Raw genomic sequence first — 15367 nt, forward strand, 5'->3', positions numbered from 1 at the left:
CGATCGGCCCCGGGCGCCCCGTCCACCTGCACCGCTCCTCGTCCCGGCTCCGTTGCCCACGTCCTCGACGGGCGCATAGGTTGATCACGGTCACGGTTGATCACGATCGCCCCACCCCACCCCGCCCGCCGGAGGCTTCGCCATGCCCTCGTCCACGCCCTCACCCGAGTCCTCGCGCGCCGACTCGCCCGCGGACTCGCGGCCGGACTCGGCTACGGACTCGGCCTCCGCCCCGTCCGCGAACCCGCCCGCCCGCGGAGCCCTGACCGTCGCCGTCGCCCAGCCCGTCTGCGCCGCCGCCGGCCGTCCGGACACCGTGTCCGAGAACGTCGCCCTGCACGCCGAGGCGGTGCTGAAGGCGGGCACCCGGCTGGTGGTGTTCCCCGAGTTGTCGCTGACCGGCTACGACCTGACCGCACCGGCCGTCGACCCGGCGGACGTCCGGCTCGCGCCGCTGGTGGCCGCCTGCGCCGCGACCGGCGCCGTCGCCCTGGTCGGGGCGCCCGTCACCGAGGCCGACGGACGCGAGTCCATCGCCACGCTGGTGGTCACCGGGCAGGGCGCCGAGGTCGCCTACCGGAAGATGCGCCTGCACGGCGCCGAGGTCGAGCGCTTCGCCCCCGGCGGGAAGCCCGTCGTCCTGGAGCTGGACGGCCTGCGGCTCGGCCTCGCCGTCTGCGCGGACGCCGCCGACCCGGCGCACGCCGAGGAGGCCGCCGCGCTCGGCATCGACGCCTACGTCGCCTCCGCCCTCTACGGGCCCGGCGCCGCCCAGGCGGAGCGCCGGGACGGCCACGTCCGCGACCGGGCCGCCGCCCACGGGGTGTGGTGCGTGCTCGCGACCTGTGCCGGGGCGACCGGCGAGTACCCGGAGAGCTCGGGCGGCTCCGGCGTCTGGGCCCCGGGCGGCGAGCTCGTCGTCCAGGCCGGTACCGACCCGGGCGAGCTGGTCCGCGCCGAGCTGCCCCGCCGGTAGGAGCCGAGCCGGGGCCGGGAACCGGGCCGCACCGGCCGCGGGCACCCGGCCCCGCACCGAAACGGAACGGGCGGAACGGGCGGAACGGGCGGAACGGAACGGGCGGAACGGAACCGGATCACCCCGACCGGAAATACCCGGGCCTCGTTCGCGGCTGTGCTGACCGAAGATCCGTTCCGGGCCGGTCGGGCCCGTACAGGAGGTGCAGCGCGCGATGGGTGGCGAGCAGGAGAAGGCGCAGGAGTACCGGATCGAGCACGACTCGATGGGCGAGGTCCGGGTGCCGGCCGACGCGAAGTGGCAGGCGCAGACGCAGCGGGCGGTGGAGAACTTCCCGGTGTCCGGCCAGCGGCTGGAGCGGGCGCACATCGCCGCACTGGCCCGGATCAAGGCCGCTGCGGCCCGGGTGAACGCCCGGCTCGGGGTGCTGGACGAGGAGACGGCGGAGGCGATCGCGGCCGCCGCCGAGGAGGTCGCGGAGGGGCGCTGGGACGACCAGTTCCCGGTGGACGTGTTCCAGACCGGCTCGGGCACCTCGTCCAACATGAACACCAACGAGGTGATCGCCACCCTGGCCGGGGAGCGGCTGGGCCGACCGGTCCATCCGAACGACCACGTCAACGCCAGCCAGTCGTCCAACGACGTCTTCCCGTCCTCGATCCACATCGCCGCGACCGCCGCCGTCACCCATGACCTGGTCCCGGCGCTGGAGCACCTCGCGGAGTCGCTGGAGCGCAAGGCCGCCGAGTTCGCCCGGGTGGTCAAATCGGGCCGCACCCACCTGATGGACGCCACGCCCGTCACGCTCGGCCAGGAGTTCGGAGGCTACGCGGCTCAGGTGCGGCACGGGCGGGAGCGGCTGCTGGCCACCCTGCCCCGGGTGGCCGAACTCCCGCTCGGCGGGACGGCGGTGGGCACCGGCATCAACACCCCGCCCGGTTTCCCGGCGGCCGTCATCGCGGAGGTCGCCCGCGCCACCGACCTGCCGTTGACCGAGGCCAGGAACCACTTCGAGGCGCAGGGCGCGCGGGACGCCCTGGTCGAGTTGAGCGGTCAGCTGCGCACGGTGGCGGTGGGCTTCACGAAGATCGCGAACGACCTGCGGTGGATGGGCTCCGGTCCGCGCACCGGGCTCGGCGAGATCAACCTGCCGGACCTCCAGCCCGGTTCGTCGATCATGCCGGGCAAGGTGAACCCGGTGCTGCCCGAGGTGGTGCTGATGGTCGCCGCCCAGGTGGTGGGCAACGACGCGACGGTCACGCTGGCGGGCGCGAGCGGCAACTTCGAGCTGAACGTGATGCTCCCGGTGATCGCCCGCAACGTCCTGGAGTCGGTGCGGCTGCTCGCCAACAGTGCCCGGCTGCTGGCCGACCGGACGGTGGACGGCATCACCGCCAACGTGGATCGGGCACGGGAGTACGCGGAGTCCTCGCCCTCGGTGGTGACCCCGCTGAACCGCTACATCGGATACGAGGAGGCCGCGAAGGTCGCCAAGCAGTCGCTGGCCGAACGCAAGACGATCCGTCAGGTGGTACTGGAGCGCGGCTACGTCGAGCAGGGCAGGCTCACCGAGGAGCAGCTGGACGAGGCACTGGACGTGCTGCGGATGACCCACCCCTAGCGGGTCGGAGTCGGGTCGAAATCGGGTCGGAGCCGGGTTGGGATCGGGCCGGAACGTACCGGGCCCGCGCCCGGGTCACGCCTCGGGCGCGCGCCTCGGGCTCGCGCCTCGGGCTCGCGCCGGGGCGCGGGGGGCACTCGCGCCCTCCGCGCCCCGGTCACGGGCTGCGGGGAAGATCAGCCCTTCGCGCGGCCGGCCCGGCCGCGCCGCATCGACGCCCCGTTCGACGTCATGGTCGCCATCGAGATCGCCGCGAGGCCGAGCAGGAACATCACGGCGCCCACGATGATGCAGGTCACGATGTTCTTGCCGTGCGCGACGGACCCGGAGACGACCCACGGGGAGATGATCGTCCAGACACCGAGCGCAGCGGCCGCCCAGGCACGGGCGTGGGTGCGTTCGTAGGCCGATCCGTAGCCGGCCATCAGGGCCGTGTAGGCCAGACCCACGATCAGGCAGGTCACGGTCAGGGTGCTGTACGCGGTGAAGCCGACGATCCATGGCGATGCCGCCAGGAAGAGACCGGCCAGGACGGCCAGGGCTTCGACGCCCTGGGCACGGGGGGTCGAGGTGACCCGCTCGTAGCGTTCGCGGAGTTCGACGATGTCCGGATGGTGCTCCATGCCCGTCGTCGGGATATGGGTTGCCACCGATACCACCTCCTGTGGTCGGAACCGGTAAGGCGCTTGCCCCGTACCCATTCTGGCGCTTATCCAACGTTTTGCACCCGATAGTCCGGAATGACCGATAACCATCCGGTCACGCCGGTGACCTGCGTCTCAACCGTCCGGGCCGCCATTGCCTATGCAACTCGTTGCATAGCAGGATGCGGGCCATGGCACTGGAGCACGCGATCCTCGTCTCGCTGCTGGAGCAGCCCGGCTCCGGCTACGAGCTCGCCCGGCGCTTCGACCGCTCGATCGGACGCTTCTGGACCGCCACCCACCAGCAGATCTACCGGGTGCTGCGGCGGATGGAGGCGGACGGCTGGGTGGCCGCGCAGGAGGTCCCCCAGGACGGGCGCCCGGACAAGAAGGTCTACTCGGCTGCCGGGGCCGGACGGGCCGCGCTGGCCGGCTGGCTGCGCGAACCGGTCGAGCCGGAGACCGTCCGGCACGAACTCGCGGTCAAGATCCGGGCCGCCGCCTTCGACGACCCGGCCGCGCTGGTCTCCGAGGTGGAACGGCACCGCGAGAGCCATGCCGCCCTGCTCGCCCGCTACCTGCACGGCGAGCAGCGCGACTTCCCCGACACCACCGCACTCGATGCGCACGAGCAACTGCAGCACGTGGTGCTGCGCGGCGGCATCGAGTACGAGCGGATGACCCTCGCCTGGCTCGACGACGTACTCGCCACCCTGCGCCGCCTCTCCGCCGACGGCGGACGGCGGCCGACGGATGACGACTGACGACTGACGACTGACAGATGACAGCCGACGGATGACAACTGACAGAGTTTGAAATCTGTCACCCGAACCCTGTCACCCGCCCTCTTCACACCCTCGACCCCGGGAGCCCCTCGATGCTCTTCAACCCGCGCAACTACGACCCCGCACAGTTCGACGAGCCGACCCGCCGACTGCTGCGCGCGACGGTGGACTGGTTCGAGTCCCGCGGCAAGAAGGCGCTGATCGACACCTACATCGACCGCAGCTGGTACGCCGACTTCCTGGACTTCGCCGCGAAGGAGGGCCTCTTCGCGGAGTTCCTGACCCCCGCCGCGGCCGACCCCGACAAGCGCTGGGACACCGCGCGGATCGCCGAGCTGAACGAGATCCTCGGCTTCTACGGCCTCGGCTACTGGCACACCTGGCAGGTCACCATCCTGGGCCTCGGCCCGGTCTGGCAGAGCGAGAACGAGGCCGTCCGCGCCCGCGCCGCCCAGCTCCTCGCGGACGGCCACGTGATGGCCTTCGGCCTCTCCGAGCGCACCCACGGCGCCGACATCTACTCCACCGACATGATCCTCACCCCGGACGGCGAGGGCGGCTTCACCGCGACCGGCTCGAAGTACTACATCGGCAACGGCAACGTGGCCGGCCTGGTCTCGGTGTTCGGCCGCCGCTCGGACGTCGAGGGCCCGGAGGGCTACGTCTTCTTCGCCGCCGACAGCCGCCACGACGCGTACCACCTGGTCAAGAACGTGGTGAACGCGCAGATGTACGTCAGCGAGTTCCGCCTGGAGGACTACCCGGTGCGCGCCGAGGACGTGCTGCACACCGGCCAGGCCGCCTTCGACGCCGCGCTCAACACCGTCAACATCGGCAAGTTCAACCTCTGCACCGCCTCGATCGGCATCTGCGAGCACGCGATGTACGAGGCCGTCACGCACGCCCACAACCGGGTGCTGTACGGCAAGCGGGTCACCGACTTCCCGCACGTCAAGCGGGAGTTGACCGACGCCTACGTCCGCCTGGTGGCGATGAAGCTGTTCAGCGCCCGGGCGGTGGACTACTTCCGCAGCGCCTCCCCCGAGGACCGCCGCTACCTGCTGTTCAACCCGATGACCAAGATGAAGGTCACCACCGAGGGCGAGAAGGTCATCGACCTGATGTGGGACGTCATCGCCGCCAAGGGCTTCGAGGCGGACACCTACTTCGACAAGGCCGCGAAGGACATCCGCGGCCTGCCGAAGCTGGAGGGCACCGTCCACGTCAACCTGGCGCTGATCCTCAAGTTCATGGGCAACTACCTGTTCGCCCCGGCCGACTACGCCCCGGTGCCGAGCCGCGTGGACGCCGCCGACGACGCCTTCCTGTTCCGGCAGGGCCCGGCCCGCGGCCTCGGCGCGATCCGCTTCCACGACTGGCGCACCGCCTACGACCGCCACGCCGAGCTGCCCAATGTCGCCCGCTTCCGCGAACAGGCCGACGGCTTCTGCGAGTTGCTGCTCCAGAACGCGCCGAGCAAGGAGCAGCAGGCCGACCTGGACTTCCTGCTGGAGATCGGCCAGCTGTTCGCGCTGATCGTCTACGGCCAGCTGGTGCTGGAGCAGGCCGAGCTGACCGGCCTGGCCGCCTCCGAGCACGGCGGCGACGTGCTGGACCGGGTCTTCGACGCGCTGGTCCGCGACTTCTCCGCGCACGCCACCGAGCTGCACGGCAAGGCCTCGGCCACCGAGCAGCAGGCCGCCTGGGCACTCGCGAACGTGCGTCGCCCGGTCGCCGACCCGGCGCGGGACGCGCGGGTGTGGACGCAGGTCGAGTCGCTCTCCGGCGCGTACGAGATGCGGCCGTGAGCGGGATGCAGCCGTAGGGCGGGGACGGCAGGACTCCGGGGGTGCCGCTCGGCGGACCGGCACCCCCGGTTCACAGCTCCCCGCTCACGACACCCGGTTCACGACACCCGGCTCACCTCTCCGGGTTGGTCCGGTCGTCGCCGAGGCCCATGTCGCGGGCCCGGGCGACCGCCTCGGCGCGCGTCGCGACGTGCAGCTTCTCGAAGATGTGGGTGATGTGGTTGCGGACGGTCTTCTCCGCGACCACCAGCTCCCGGGCGATCCGCCGGTTGTCCAGCCCGCGCGCGACCAGGTCCAGCACCTCGGCCTCGCGGGCGGTGAGTTCGGGGAAGAGCTGTCCCGCCTCGCGCATCTTCGCCCCGGCCAGCAGGGCGGTGATCCGTCCCGCCACCTCGCCGCCGAACACCGCGCCGCCCGCCGCGACCGTCCGCACCGCGTGCAGCACCTCCTCCCGCCCCGCTCCCTTGACCAGGTAGCCGCGCGCGCCGGCCTGGAGGGCCGCGAGCAGGTTTCCGTCGTCGTCCGACATGGTCAGCATCAGCACCGGCGGCGGCGCCTCCTGGGTGGCGAGCTGCCGGACGGCCTCCAGCCCGGAGCCGTCGGGCAGCGAGAGGTCCATGATCACCACGGTCGGGCGGTACCGGGCGACCGCCTCCGGGACATCGGCGACCCGCTCGGCCTCGGCGACCACGAGGACACCCTCGGCGCTCTCCAGTGCCGCCTTGAGCCCCTCCCGGAAGAGGGGGTGGTCGTCGACGATCAGCACACGGACGGCCGGAGCGCCACCCGGACCCACAGGTGCCAACGGCTGTTCTTCATCCACCCGGCCGACACTATCAGCGGCGATCGCGTGACTTTCCGTGACGTGCTCGTGAAGTCCTCAGCGTGTCGGGGCAGGGAGGAGCCGGGAGGAGCCGGGGCCCGGCCGCTCCGGCTCACGTCGGGACGGGATTCGAGACCGGGCCCCGGCCACCCGGGACACCGGGCCGTCGAAACCGGATCCTCACCCGGTACACGCCGCGGGCCGGCGTCCGCACTCGCGGACGCCGGCCCGTCGACATTCCTTCCGCGTGACCGATCACGGTCGATCGCTCCGGCCTCAACCCTGCGGACCGGTCTGCCCCGAGCGCACGGGCCGGCCGTCCCATTCCGGTCCCAGAGCGGCGCCGGGTGCGCCGACGCGGCCCAGCACGGCGGTGACCGGTCCGCGTCGGCCGGCCCGCAGGCCGTACCGCTCCCCCGCCCGGACGTAGACCAAGTCACCGGAGAGCAGCAGGACTTCACCCAGCTCTCCGAGGAAGGCCGCGGCCCCGGTGAGGACCACCAGGAAGGCGTCGGCGGCGCGGTCCGTGTACGGTCCGCAGGTTCCGCACGGGTCGAGCCGTGCGGTGCCCACCTCCACCTGCCGCCGGCTCGCGGCGGGCGCGGAGTCCGACCGCTGGGCCGGGATGGCGGCCCGGGGCGGAACGGGCCTGACCGTGAGCACGGTGGTCGGCGCGCCGCGGACGGCGGAGATCCGGCAGGAGGTTCCGGGACGGTGGTGCAGCGCCTCGCCCGGGGAGAGGATCCGGCCGGCCGCGAACAGCCGCCCGGAGAGCACCACGGTCACCGACTCGACCGATTCGTACGGGAGTTGCTCGATCCGGACGCCCGGCGGCAGCGCCTCGACGGTGAGTCCGGCGCGGACGGCCGGCCGCTGCTCCGGGTCGATCAGCCGCTGGAACGCGGGCGCGGTGCGGGGGACGGCAGCGGGGACGAGGATCACGAGTGGTCACCTCCGAGGGGAACTGGAGGACAGGCAGGATTGGCAGCGCAGGTCAGCGCCGGTCAAGGCCTGTCGGCGCCGGTCAGGGCCTGTCGGCGCCGACCAGCCCGGGTCAGGGCCGGTCGCGGCGGGCGGCACGGCGCCGGGCCAGGGCGGCCCGGGTGCCGGCGGTGTGTCGGGGGACGGCGAGCGTCAGGCAGAGCAGTTCCGCGCCGAGCGGCCCGGCTTCCAGGTGCAGGGCGCGGCCGCGGCGGGCCAGCAGCAGGTCTCCCTCGGAGGCCAAGTGATCCGGCTCGTCGGACAGTCGGCCGACGACGGCGGCGCCGCGCAGCACGTGCAGGACCTTCTCGGTGTCGGGCCGGCCCGGGAGGACGTGGTGGGCGCCCGGGCTCAGCCGCAGGTGGTCGAAGGCCTCGCAGGCGCTGGCGAGCATCGGGCTCCGGGCGAGGGAGCGGATCCGTACGCGCTCGCCGTTCGGGCCGATGACGACCATGGCCGCGCCGGTGTCGGTGGTGACGATCACCTGGGGTCACCTTCTTCGGGAGAGGCTTCGGAGCGGTGGACGGAGGGGGCGGGGACGGTGAGCAGGGCGTGGAAGTACTCCAGCCCGGCCGTCCCGGCGGTCAGGACGGTCCGCGAACCGAGCGGCAGCACGACCGCGGTGCCCTCGACCAGCGGCAGGCCGGCGTCGGCGCGCTCCGGGTGGTCCGGGTGCACGGCGCCCTCGGGCAGTTCGGCGAGCCCGGAGCCGGCGGTGACGTAGAGCGCGTGCTCGATGCCGTCGGCGGCCAGCTCGGTGCGGTGGCCCGGGTCGAGTCGTTGCAGGCCGACACCGCGCAGCGGTCCGGCGAGCAGGCGGCCGGGGTCGACGGCGCCTCGGCGGCGCAGGTCGGTGATGACGGTGCCCGACATGACGGGCTCCTTCCGGTCGCGGGCGGGCTCTGCGGTCCGCCTCTGCGATCCACGGTGCGCCGCCCGCTGTCCCGGCCACACGGGGGTGTCGTCCTGTCCGGCTCCCGATCCGATCCCGGCTCGATCCCGGCCCGATCCCGCCCCGGTTCCCGGCCGGATCCCGACCCGGATCCCGGTCCGATCCCGACGCTGTCCCGGCCCGCCCACCTGCGGTCCCCGCCCACCGTCCCGACCTGCGATTCCGTCCTGTTCCCGTCCTGCTCCCGTCCTGGTCCGGACCGGTTCCCGCCCCGCGCGCCGCCCCCCGGGGTGGCCTGCGCACGCACCCGGACGCCCCCGCCCGCGAACGCCCCGCGCCGACCGGAACGACGTACGGTGGAACCGGAGGCCGTGTCATGCACGTCACCGGAACCCACTTCACCCGCTTCGCCGACCGCACCGAGGCGGGCCGTCGGCTGGCCGCCCGCCTGGGCCACCTGGCCGGCCCCGACACCGTGATCGTGGCGCTGCCGAGGGGCGGCGTGCCGGTGGCCGCCGAGGTCGCCGCAGTGCTCGGCGCGCCGCTGGACATCTGCGTGATCCGCAAGCTCGGCGTGCCCTACCAGCCGGAGCTCGGCATGGGGGCGATCGGCGAGGGCGGCGTCCGGGTGCTGAACGACCAGGTCATCCGGTTCTCCGCGGTCACCGACGAGCAACTGGCCGAGGTGGAGCGGCGCGAGCGCGCCGAGCTGGCGCGCCGGGCCCGCCGCTACCGGGGCGACCGGCCGCCCGCCGATCTGCGCGGACGCACGGTGGTCGTGGTGGACGACGGCATCGCCACCGGGTCCACCGCCCGGGCGGCCTGCCGGATCGTCCGGGAGCGGGGCGCGGCCCGGGTGGTGCTGGCCGTGCCGGTCGCGCCCGCGGACTGGGCCGAGCGGCTCGACGAGGTCGCCGACGAGCTGGTCTGCGTCGACACGCCGTCCCCGTTCTACGCGATCGGCGAGTTCTACGCCGACTTCACGCAGACCGGGGACGAGGAGGTGCTGCGGCTGCTGACCGAGGCCGGCGGCGACCCGCCCGCGGACTCCGCCGGGGTCGACCGCGAGCTGCTGCTGCCCGTCGCCGGGGTCCGCCTGGCGGGCCGGCTGACCGTCCCGGCAGGCGCGCGCGGGGTCGTCGTCTTCGCGCACGGCAGCGGCAGCGGCCGGCACAGCCCGCGCAACCGGCACGTCGCCGAGTACCTGAACCGCACCGGGCTGGCCACGCTGCTGTTCGACCTGCTCACCGAGGCCGAGGAGCCCGACCGGCGGAACGTGTTCGACGTGGCGCTGCTGGGCGGCCGGCTGACCGCCGTCGCCCGGCGGCTGGGCGCGGCGCAGAACGGCCCGGACGCCGCCGTGCCCGAGGCCCTGGGCCTGCCGCTCGGGCTGTTCGGCGCGAGCACCGGCGCCGCGGCCGCGCTGCACACCGCCGCCGAGCTGGGCCCGGCGGTGCGCGCCGTGGTCTCCCGGGGCGGTCGCCCGGACCTCGCCGCGCCCGACACGCTGGCCCGGGTCCGCGCTCCGACGCTGCTCGTCGTCGGCTCCCTGGACCCCACCGTGCTCGACCTCAACCGGCGGGCCCGGAGCCGGCTGCGCTGCGAGACCGGGCTCGCGGTGGTGCCGCACGCGAGCCACCTGTTCGAGGAACCGGGGACGCTGGACCGGGTCGCCGAGCTGGCCTCGGACTGGTTCCTCCGCCACCTCCCCCGCCCCGTCGGCCCCGGAAGTACGTGACCGTCCCATTGCGCAGACTTCGGGCATCGTCCCCGGTCAGCAGCACATTTTGCGCAGCTGACAGCGGGATTTTCTGATCAGCTTGTACACATTGAGCAGTCAAAATCCGACCTGTTGCCCAACCACCCCGACAGGAGCAAGCTCTCCGCAACCACACCGCCCACCCGTACGCGGTGCGGTCGCGATCCAGCGGAAGCCTCGACGGCGAGGCCCGAAGTGGAGGAACGAGCGATGACCCCGCAGACCCACGCCCTTGAGCTGACCCCCGAGGAGCGCGAGGCCGGTCTTGACGCCGACCAGCTGCGCCGCCTCGTCGGCCTCGTCGAGCACGACGCCGCCGCCGACCCGTTCCCCGTGACGGCCCAGGACGCGGTCGTCTTCGTGGTCGGCAACGCCACCCAGACGGCCCACTTCTACCAGGTCGTCTTCGGCATGGAGCTGGTCGCCTACTCCGGCCCGGAGACCGGCCGTCGGGACCGCAAGGCGTACGTGCTCCGCTCCGGCTCCTGCCGCTTCGTGATCAAGGGCGGTGTCCAGCCGGGCAGCCCGCTGCTGGACCACCACCGCCGCCACGGCGACGGCGTCGTCGACCTCGCCCTGGAGGTCCCGGACGTCGACAAGTGCATCGAGCACGCCCGCGCGTCCGGCGCCACCGTGCTGGAGGAGCCGAACGACGTCTCGGACGAGAACGGCACCGTGCGCCGCGCGGCCATCGCCACCTACGGCGAGACCCGCCACACCCTGATCGACCGCTCCCGCTACCACGGCCCGTACCTGCCGGGCTACGTCGTCGCGGCGAGCAGGGTGACCCACCCCGAGGGCTCGCCCAAGCGCCTCTTCCAGGCCCTCGACCACGCCGTCGGCAACGTCGAGCTCGGCCGGATGGACGAGTGGGTGTCCTTCTACAACCGCGTCATGGGCTTCGTGAACATGGCCGAGTTCGTCGGCGACGACATCGCCACCGAGTACTCCGCGCTGATGTCCAAGGTCGTCGCCAGCGGCAACCACCGGGTGAAGTTCCCGCTCAACGAGCCGGCCGTCGCCAAGAAGAAGTCCCAGATCGACGAGTACCTGGAGTTCTACACCGGCCCCGGCTGCCAGCACATGGCGCTCGCCACCAACGACATCCTCACCACCGTCGACGTGCTGCGCTCGCGCGGCGTGGAGTTCCTCAACACCCCCGACGCGTACTACGACGACCCGGAGCTGCGCGAGCGGATCGGCAAGGTGCGCGTGCCGATCGAGGAGCTGAAGAAGCGCGGCATCCTGGTCGACCGCGACGAGGACGGCTACCTGCTGCAGATCTTCACCAAGCCGGTCGGCGACCGCCCCACCGTCTTCTACGAGTTCATCGAGCGGCACGGTTCGCTCGGCTTCGGCAAGGGCAACTTCAAGGCGCTCTTCGAGTCCATCGAGCGCGAGCAGGACCGACGCGGCAACCTGTGAGCGTCCGACGGCTCCGACGAGCCGGTTCCCGGCGAGCCGGGCTCCGACGGGCCGGCTTCCGACCGGCTCCGACGAGCGGGTCTTCGCCGGGCTCCGACGAGCTCTGACGAACACGGATCTCTGCCAGACGGTCGAGGAGGACCACGGAGATGGCGTACTACCGGCAGCTGGGCAGCATCCCGCCCAAGCGGCACACCCAGCACCGCACCCCCGAAGGCGGGCTGTACTACGAGGAGTTGATGGGCGAGGAGGGGTTCTCCTCGGATTCCTCGCTGCTCTACCACCGGGGCATCCCCTCGGCGGTGGTCAACGCGGTGCCCTGGGAGCTGCCGGACCAGTCCACGGTGCCCAACCACCCGCTCCTCCCCCGGCACCTCAAGCTGCACGAGCTGTTCGCGGACCAGGACTGGAAGTCCGCGGACGTCGTCGGCAGCCGCCGGCTGGTCCTCGGCAACGGCGACGTGCGGATCTCGTACGTCGCCGCCGGGGCCCCGAGCGAGCTCTACCGCAACGGGCTCGGCGACGAGTGCGTGTACGTGGAGTCCGGCTCCGGCACGGTCGAGACGGTGTTCGGCTCGATCGAGGTCGGCCAGGGCGACTACGTGATCATCCCGCGCGCCACCACCCACCGCTGGGTACCGGCCGGGGACGAGCCGCTGCGCGCGTACTGCATCGAGGCGAACAGCCACATCACCCCGGTCAAGCGCTACCTGTCGAAGTACGGGCAGCTGCTGGAGCACGCGCCGTACTGCGAGCGGGACTTCCGCGGACCGGTCGGCCCGCTGGTCGTCGACGCCTCCGGGGACGTCGACGTACTGGTCAAGCACCGTGGCCCGAACGGGGTCGCGGGCACCCGCTACACCGTGCCGCACCACCCCTTCGACGTGGTCGGCTGGGACGGCTGCCTGTACCCGTACGCCTTCAACATCAAGGACTTCGAGCCGATCACCGGCCGGATCCACCAGCCGCCGCCGGCCCACCAGGTCTTCGAGGGCAACGGCTTCGTGATCTGCAACTTCGTTCCGCGCAAGGTGGACTACCACCCGCTGGCGATCCCGGTGCCGTACTACCACGCCAACGTGGACAGCGACGAGGTCATGTTCTACTGCGGCGGCGACTACGCGGCCCGCAAGGGCTCCGGCATCGGCCAGGGCTCGATCTCGCTGCACCCGGGCGGGCACACCCACGGTCCGCAGCCCGGGGCGTACGAGCGCAGCATCGGCGCGGAGTTCTTCGACGAGCTGGCCGTCATGGTGGACACCTTCCGCCCCCTGGAGCTGGGCGAGGGCGGCCGGGCCAGTGAGGACGCGAACTACGCCTGGACCTGGGCCGGTCGGGGGCCCGGGCGATGAACACGCTGCCGCCGGGGGGCGTGATCCCCGAGCTGTTCCACGGGCTGTTCGACGACGCGGCGGTGTTCCCGCCGGGGAACCTGCCGGTCGTCGACGCGGTGCCCGCGCACCGGCTGCACCGCGCGGCCTGGTACGCCGAGGCCGTCGGCCCGCTCCTCTGCGGGGCGGGCCGGCTGGGCGAGTTGGCCGCTGCGGTCGCGAACTCCCCGGAGACCGCCGCGGCCCAGGGACGCGCAGCGGGAGCGGACGGCGCGGTGGCGGCGGGCGGCCGGCCGCTCAAGGTCGGGCTGGTGCTGCCGGGGGGCAGCACCGAACTCGCCCCGGCGCTCGCCGCCGCCGCGCCGTTCGAGCTGGCCGGCGTCGAGCTGGCCACCCGGGACGCCGCCGAGGCGGTGGCCGCGCTGGACCGGCTGCTGCCACCGGACGTCCCGGCCGCCGTCGAACTGCCGCGCGAACTCCTGCGCGGGGACGGACTGGACGCCGTCCTGGACGTGCTGGTGGACAGCCCGTACCGGGCGAAGTTCCGCACCGGCGGGCTGGTCGCCGAGGCGTTCCCGGACGAGGACGAGCTGGCCTCCTTCCTCACCGGCTGCGCGCGGCGCGGGCTGCCGTACAAGTGCACGGCCGGGCTGCACAACGCCGTCCGGCACACCGACCCGGAGACCGGGTTCGAGCACCACGGCTTCCTGAACGTGCTGCTGGCCGCGCAGGAGACCGACCGGACGGCGGCCGCGGCGGTGCTGGCGGAGCGTGACGGCGAGGTGCTGGCCAAGGCGGTGCACGCACTGACGGACCATCAGGTCACGGTGATCCGCAACTCGTTCACCGCGTTCGGCACCTGTAGCATCGCCGAGCCCCTGGGCGACCTGGCCGCGCTCGGCCTGCTGTCGTCGCCCAGTCCACTGCACCAGGAGGACCGTTGAGCACCACCCCCAGCAGCCCCAGCAGCTGGCTCGCCAGCGCCCAGGACTCGCCGTTCGGCGTGCACAACCTGCCGTACGGCGTCTTCACCGCCGCCGACCGGCCCGGGCGGCGCCGGATCGGCGTGCGCGTCGGGGACTTCGTGCTGGACGCCGGGGCGGCCGCCCGCGCGGCCGGCGCGCCGTCGGTGCTGCTGGACGCGGACTCGCTCAACCCGCTGATGGCGGCGGGGCGTCCGGTCTGGACCCGGGTACGGGCGGACCTCACCACCTGGCTCACCGACGAGTCCTTCCGCGAGGCGCTGTCGCCGGCGCTGCTGCCGGCCGACGAGGTGGAGCTGCACCTGCCGTTCGAGGTCGCCGACTACGTCGACTTCTACGCCTCGGAGCACCACGCCACCAACCTGGGCCGGATCTTCCGCCCGGGCTCGGAGCCGCTCACCCCCAACTGGAAGCACCTGCCGATCGGTTACCACGGGCGGGCGGGCACGGTCGTGGTCTCCGGCACGCCGGTGGTGCGGCCGTTCGGGCAGCGCAAGGCGCCCGCCGACGCCGCGCCGACCTTCGGGCCGTCGCGCCGGCTCGACATCGAGGCCGAGGTCGGCTTCGTCGTCGGCGCGCCGTCGGAGCTGGGCCGCCCGGTCGTGCTGGACGACTTCCGCGAGCACGTGTTCGGCGTCTGCCTGCTCAACGACTGGTCGGCGCGCGACATCCAGGCCTGGGAGTACGTGCCGCTCGGCCCGTTCCTCGGCAAGTCCTTCGCGACCTCGATCTCGCCGTGGATCGTCCCGCTGGAGGCCCTGGAGCACGCCCGGGTCACACCGCCGGAGCGCGACGTCGAGCCGCTGGCGTACCTGGACGACCGGGGCGGCGAGCCGTGGGGCCTGGACCTGGCGATGGAGGTCCGGCTGAACGGGCACCCGGTCTCCCGGCCGCCGTTCGCCACCATGTACTGGACGGCGCAGCAGCAGCTGACCCACATGACCGTCAACGGCGCTTCGCTGCGCACCGGCGACCTGTTCGCCTCCGGCACGGTCAGCGGGCCGGAGCGGGACACCCGGGGCGCGCTGATCGAGCTGACCTGGAACGGCGATGAGCCGCTGAAGCTCCCGGACGGGACGACCCGGACGTTCCTGGAGGACGGCGACGAGGTCACCATCACCGCCACCGCGCCCGGGCCGGACGGCACCGTGGTCGGGTTCGGCGAGGTCACCGGGCGGGTTCGGGGCTGAGGGCCCGGACCGGAGGTCGGGAGGCCGGGGGGGCCGGGGGGCCGGGAGGCCGGGAGGCCGGGAGGCCGGGAGGCCGGGAGGCCGGGAGGCCGCGGCGAACCCGACCACGGACAACAGGGCACCGATGACGGATCACGGATGACGGATAA

14 protein-coding genes are annotated in these 15367 nt (G+C 73.1%); 9 read left to right on the top strand and 5 right to left on the bottom strand.

What is annotated here, in order from left to right; all coding sequences use genetic code 11:
* Nucleotides 1-142 precede the first annotated feature (142 nt).
* Both ACFVHV_RS02725 and ACFVHV_RS02730 read left to right on the top strand, forming a co-directional pair.
* A complete protein-coding gene (locus ACFVHV_RS02725) occupies nt 143-976 on the top strand; it encodes a carbon-nitrogen hydrolase family protein (RefSeq protein ID WP_380348340.1) in 834 nt (277 codons plus the stop codon).
* 214 nt (nt 977-1190) lie between these two features.
* A complete protein-coding gene (locus ACFVHV_RS02730; RefSeq protein ID WP_359900439.1) occupies nt 1191-2597 on the top strand; it encodes a class II fumarate hydratase in 1407 nt (468 codons plus the stop codon).
* A gap of 176 nt (nt 2598-2773) precedes the next feature.
* On the opposite strand, the gene ACFVHV_RS02735 is transcribed toward ACFVHV_RS02730, so the two are convergent.
* On the bottom strand, nt 2774-3247 hold the full coding sequence (locus ACFVHV_RS02735) for an SPW repeat protein (RefSeq protein ID WP_359900437.1): 474 nt from the start codon (nt 3245-3247) through the stop codon (nt 2774-2776).
* Between the two features lie 185 nt (nt 3248-3432).
* Between ACFVHV_RS02735 and ACFVHV_RS02740 the strand changes: the two genes are divergently transcribed.
* Entirely contained in the window at nt 3433-4005 is a 573-nt protein-coding gene (locus ACFVHV_RS02740; protein ID WP_380348343.1) for a PadR family transcriptional regulator, read from the top strand.
* A 113-nt stretch (nt 4006-4118) separates the two neighbouring features.
* Entirely contained in the window at nt 4119-5834 is a 1716-nt protein-coding gene (locus ACFVHV_RS02745) for an acyl-CoA dehydrogenase family protein (protein ID WP_380348345.1), read from the top strand.
* A 112-nt stretch (nt 5835-5946) separates the two neighbouring features.
* Here the strand turns inward: ACFVHV_RS02745 and ACFVHV_RS02750 are convergent, their stop codons facing one another.
* The 4 genes from ACFVHV_RS02750 to ACFVHV_RS02765 all read right to left on the bottom strand — a co-directional run bounded on the left by ACFVHV_RS02750 (nt 5947) and on the right by ACFVHV_RS02765 (nt 8511).
* A complete protein-coding gene (locus ACFVHV_RS02750) occupies nt 5947-6639 on the bottom strand; it encodes a response regulator (RefSeq protein WP_380348347.1) in 693 nt (230 codons plus the stop codon).
* A gap of 294 nt (nt 6640-6933) precedes the next feature.
* Entirely contained in the window at nt 6934-7599 is a 666-nt protein-coding gene (locus tag ACFVHV_RS02755; RefSeq protein ID WP_359900429.1) for a hypothetical protein, read from the bottom strand.
* 112 nt (nt 7600-7711) lie between these two features.
* Nucleotides 7712-8122: a hypothetical protein gene (locus ACFVHV_RS02760; protein ID WP_380348349.1), complete on the bottom strand. Its 411-nt coding sequence runs from the start codon at nt 8120-8122 to the stop codon at nt 7712-7714.
* Entirely contained in the window at nt 8119-8511 is a 393-nt protein-coding gene (locus ACFVHV_RS02765) for a hypothetical protein (RefSeq protein ID WP_359900425.1), read from the bottom strand. The genes ACFVHV_RS02760 and ACFVHV_RS02765 overlap by 4 nt, the downstream gene beginning before the upstream one ends.
* A 395-nt stretch (nt 8512-8906) precedes the next feature.
* On the opposite strand from ACFVHV_RS02765, the gene ACFVHV_RS02770 reads away from it, so the two are divergent.
* The 5 genes from ACFVHV_RS02770 to fahA all read left to right on the top strand — a co-directional run bounded on the left by ACFVHV_RS02770 (nt 8907) and on the right by fahA (nt 15218).
* Nucleotides 8907-10268 carry a phosphoribosyltransferase family protein gene (locus ACFVHV_RS02770; protein ID WP_380348351.1) on the top strand — a complete coding sequence of 454 codons (1362 nt, stop codon included), beginning with the start codon at nt 8907-8909 and terminating at the stop codon, nt 10266-10268.
* Nucleotides 10269-10499: 231 nt separating this feature from the next.
* Nucleotides 10500-11714 carry a 4-hydroxyphenylpyruvate dioxygenase gene (gene hppD, locus ACFVHV_RS02775; protein ID WP_359900421.1) on the top strand — a complete coding sequence of 405 codons (1215 nt, stop codon included), beginning with the start codon at nt 10500-10502 and terminating at the stop codon, nt 11712-11714.
* Nucleotides 11715-11863: 149 nt separating this feature from the next.
* Nucleotides 11864-13066 carry a homogentisate 1,2-dioxygenase gene (locus ACFVHV_RS02780; RefSeq protein WP_380348353.1) on the top strand — a complete coding sequence of 401 codons (1203 nt, stop codon included), beginning with the start codon at nt 11864-11866 and terminating at the stop codon, nt 13064-13066.
* The gene (locus ACFVHV_RS02785) at nt 13063-13989 is read left to right on the top strand and encodes a hypothetical protein (RefSeq protein WP_359900417.1); all 927 of its coding nucleotides are present in this window, start codon (nt 13063-13065) and stop codon (nt 13987-13989) included. The genes ACFVHV_RS02780 and ACFVHV_RS02785 overlap by 4 nt, the downstream gene beginning before the upstream one ends.
* Entirely contained in the window at nt 13986-15218 is a 1233-nt protein-coding gene (fahA, locus tag ACFVHV_RS02790) for a fumarylacetoacetase (protein ID WP_380348355.1), read from the top strand. The genes ACFVHV_RS02785 and fahA overlap by 4 nt, the downstream gene beginning before the upstream one ends.
* Nucleotides 15219-15367 lie beyond the last annotated feature (149 nt).

Origin of the sequence: Kitasatospora sp. NPDC127116, assembly GCF_042677365.1 — a bacterium.
GTDB lineage: Bacteria > Actinomycetota > Actinomycetes > Streptomycetales > Streptomycetaceae > Kitasatospora > Kitasatospora lactacystinica.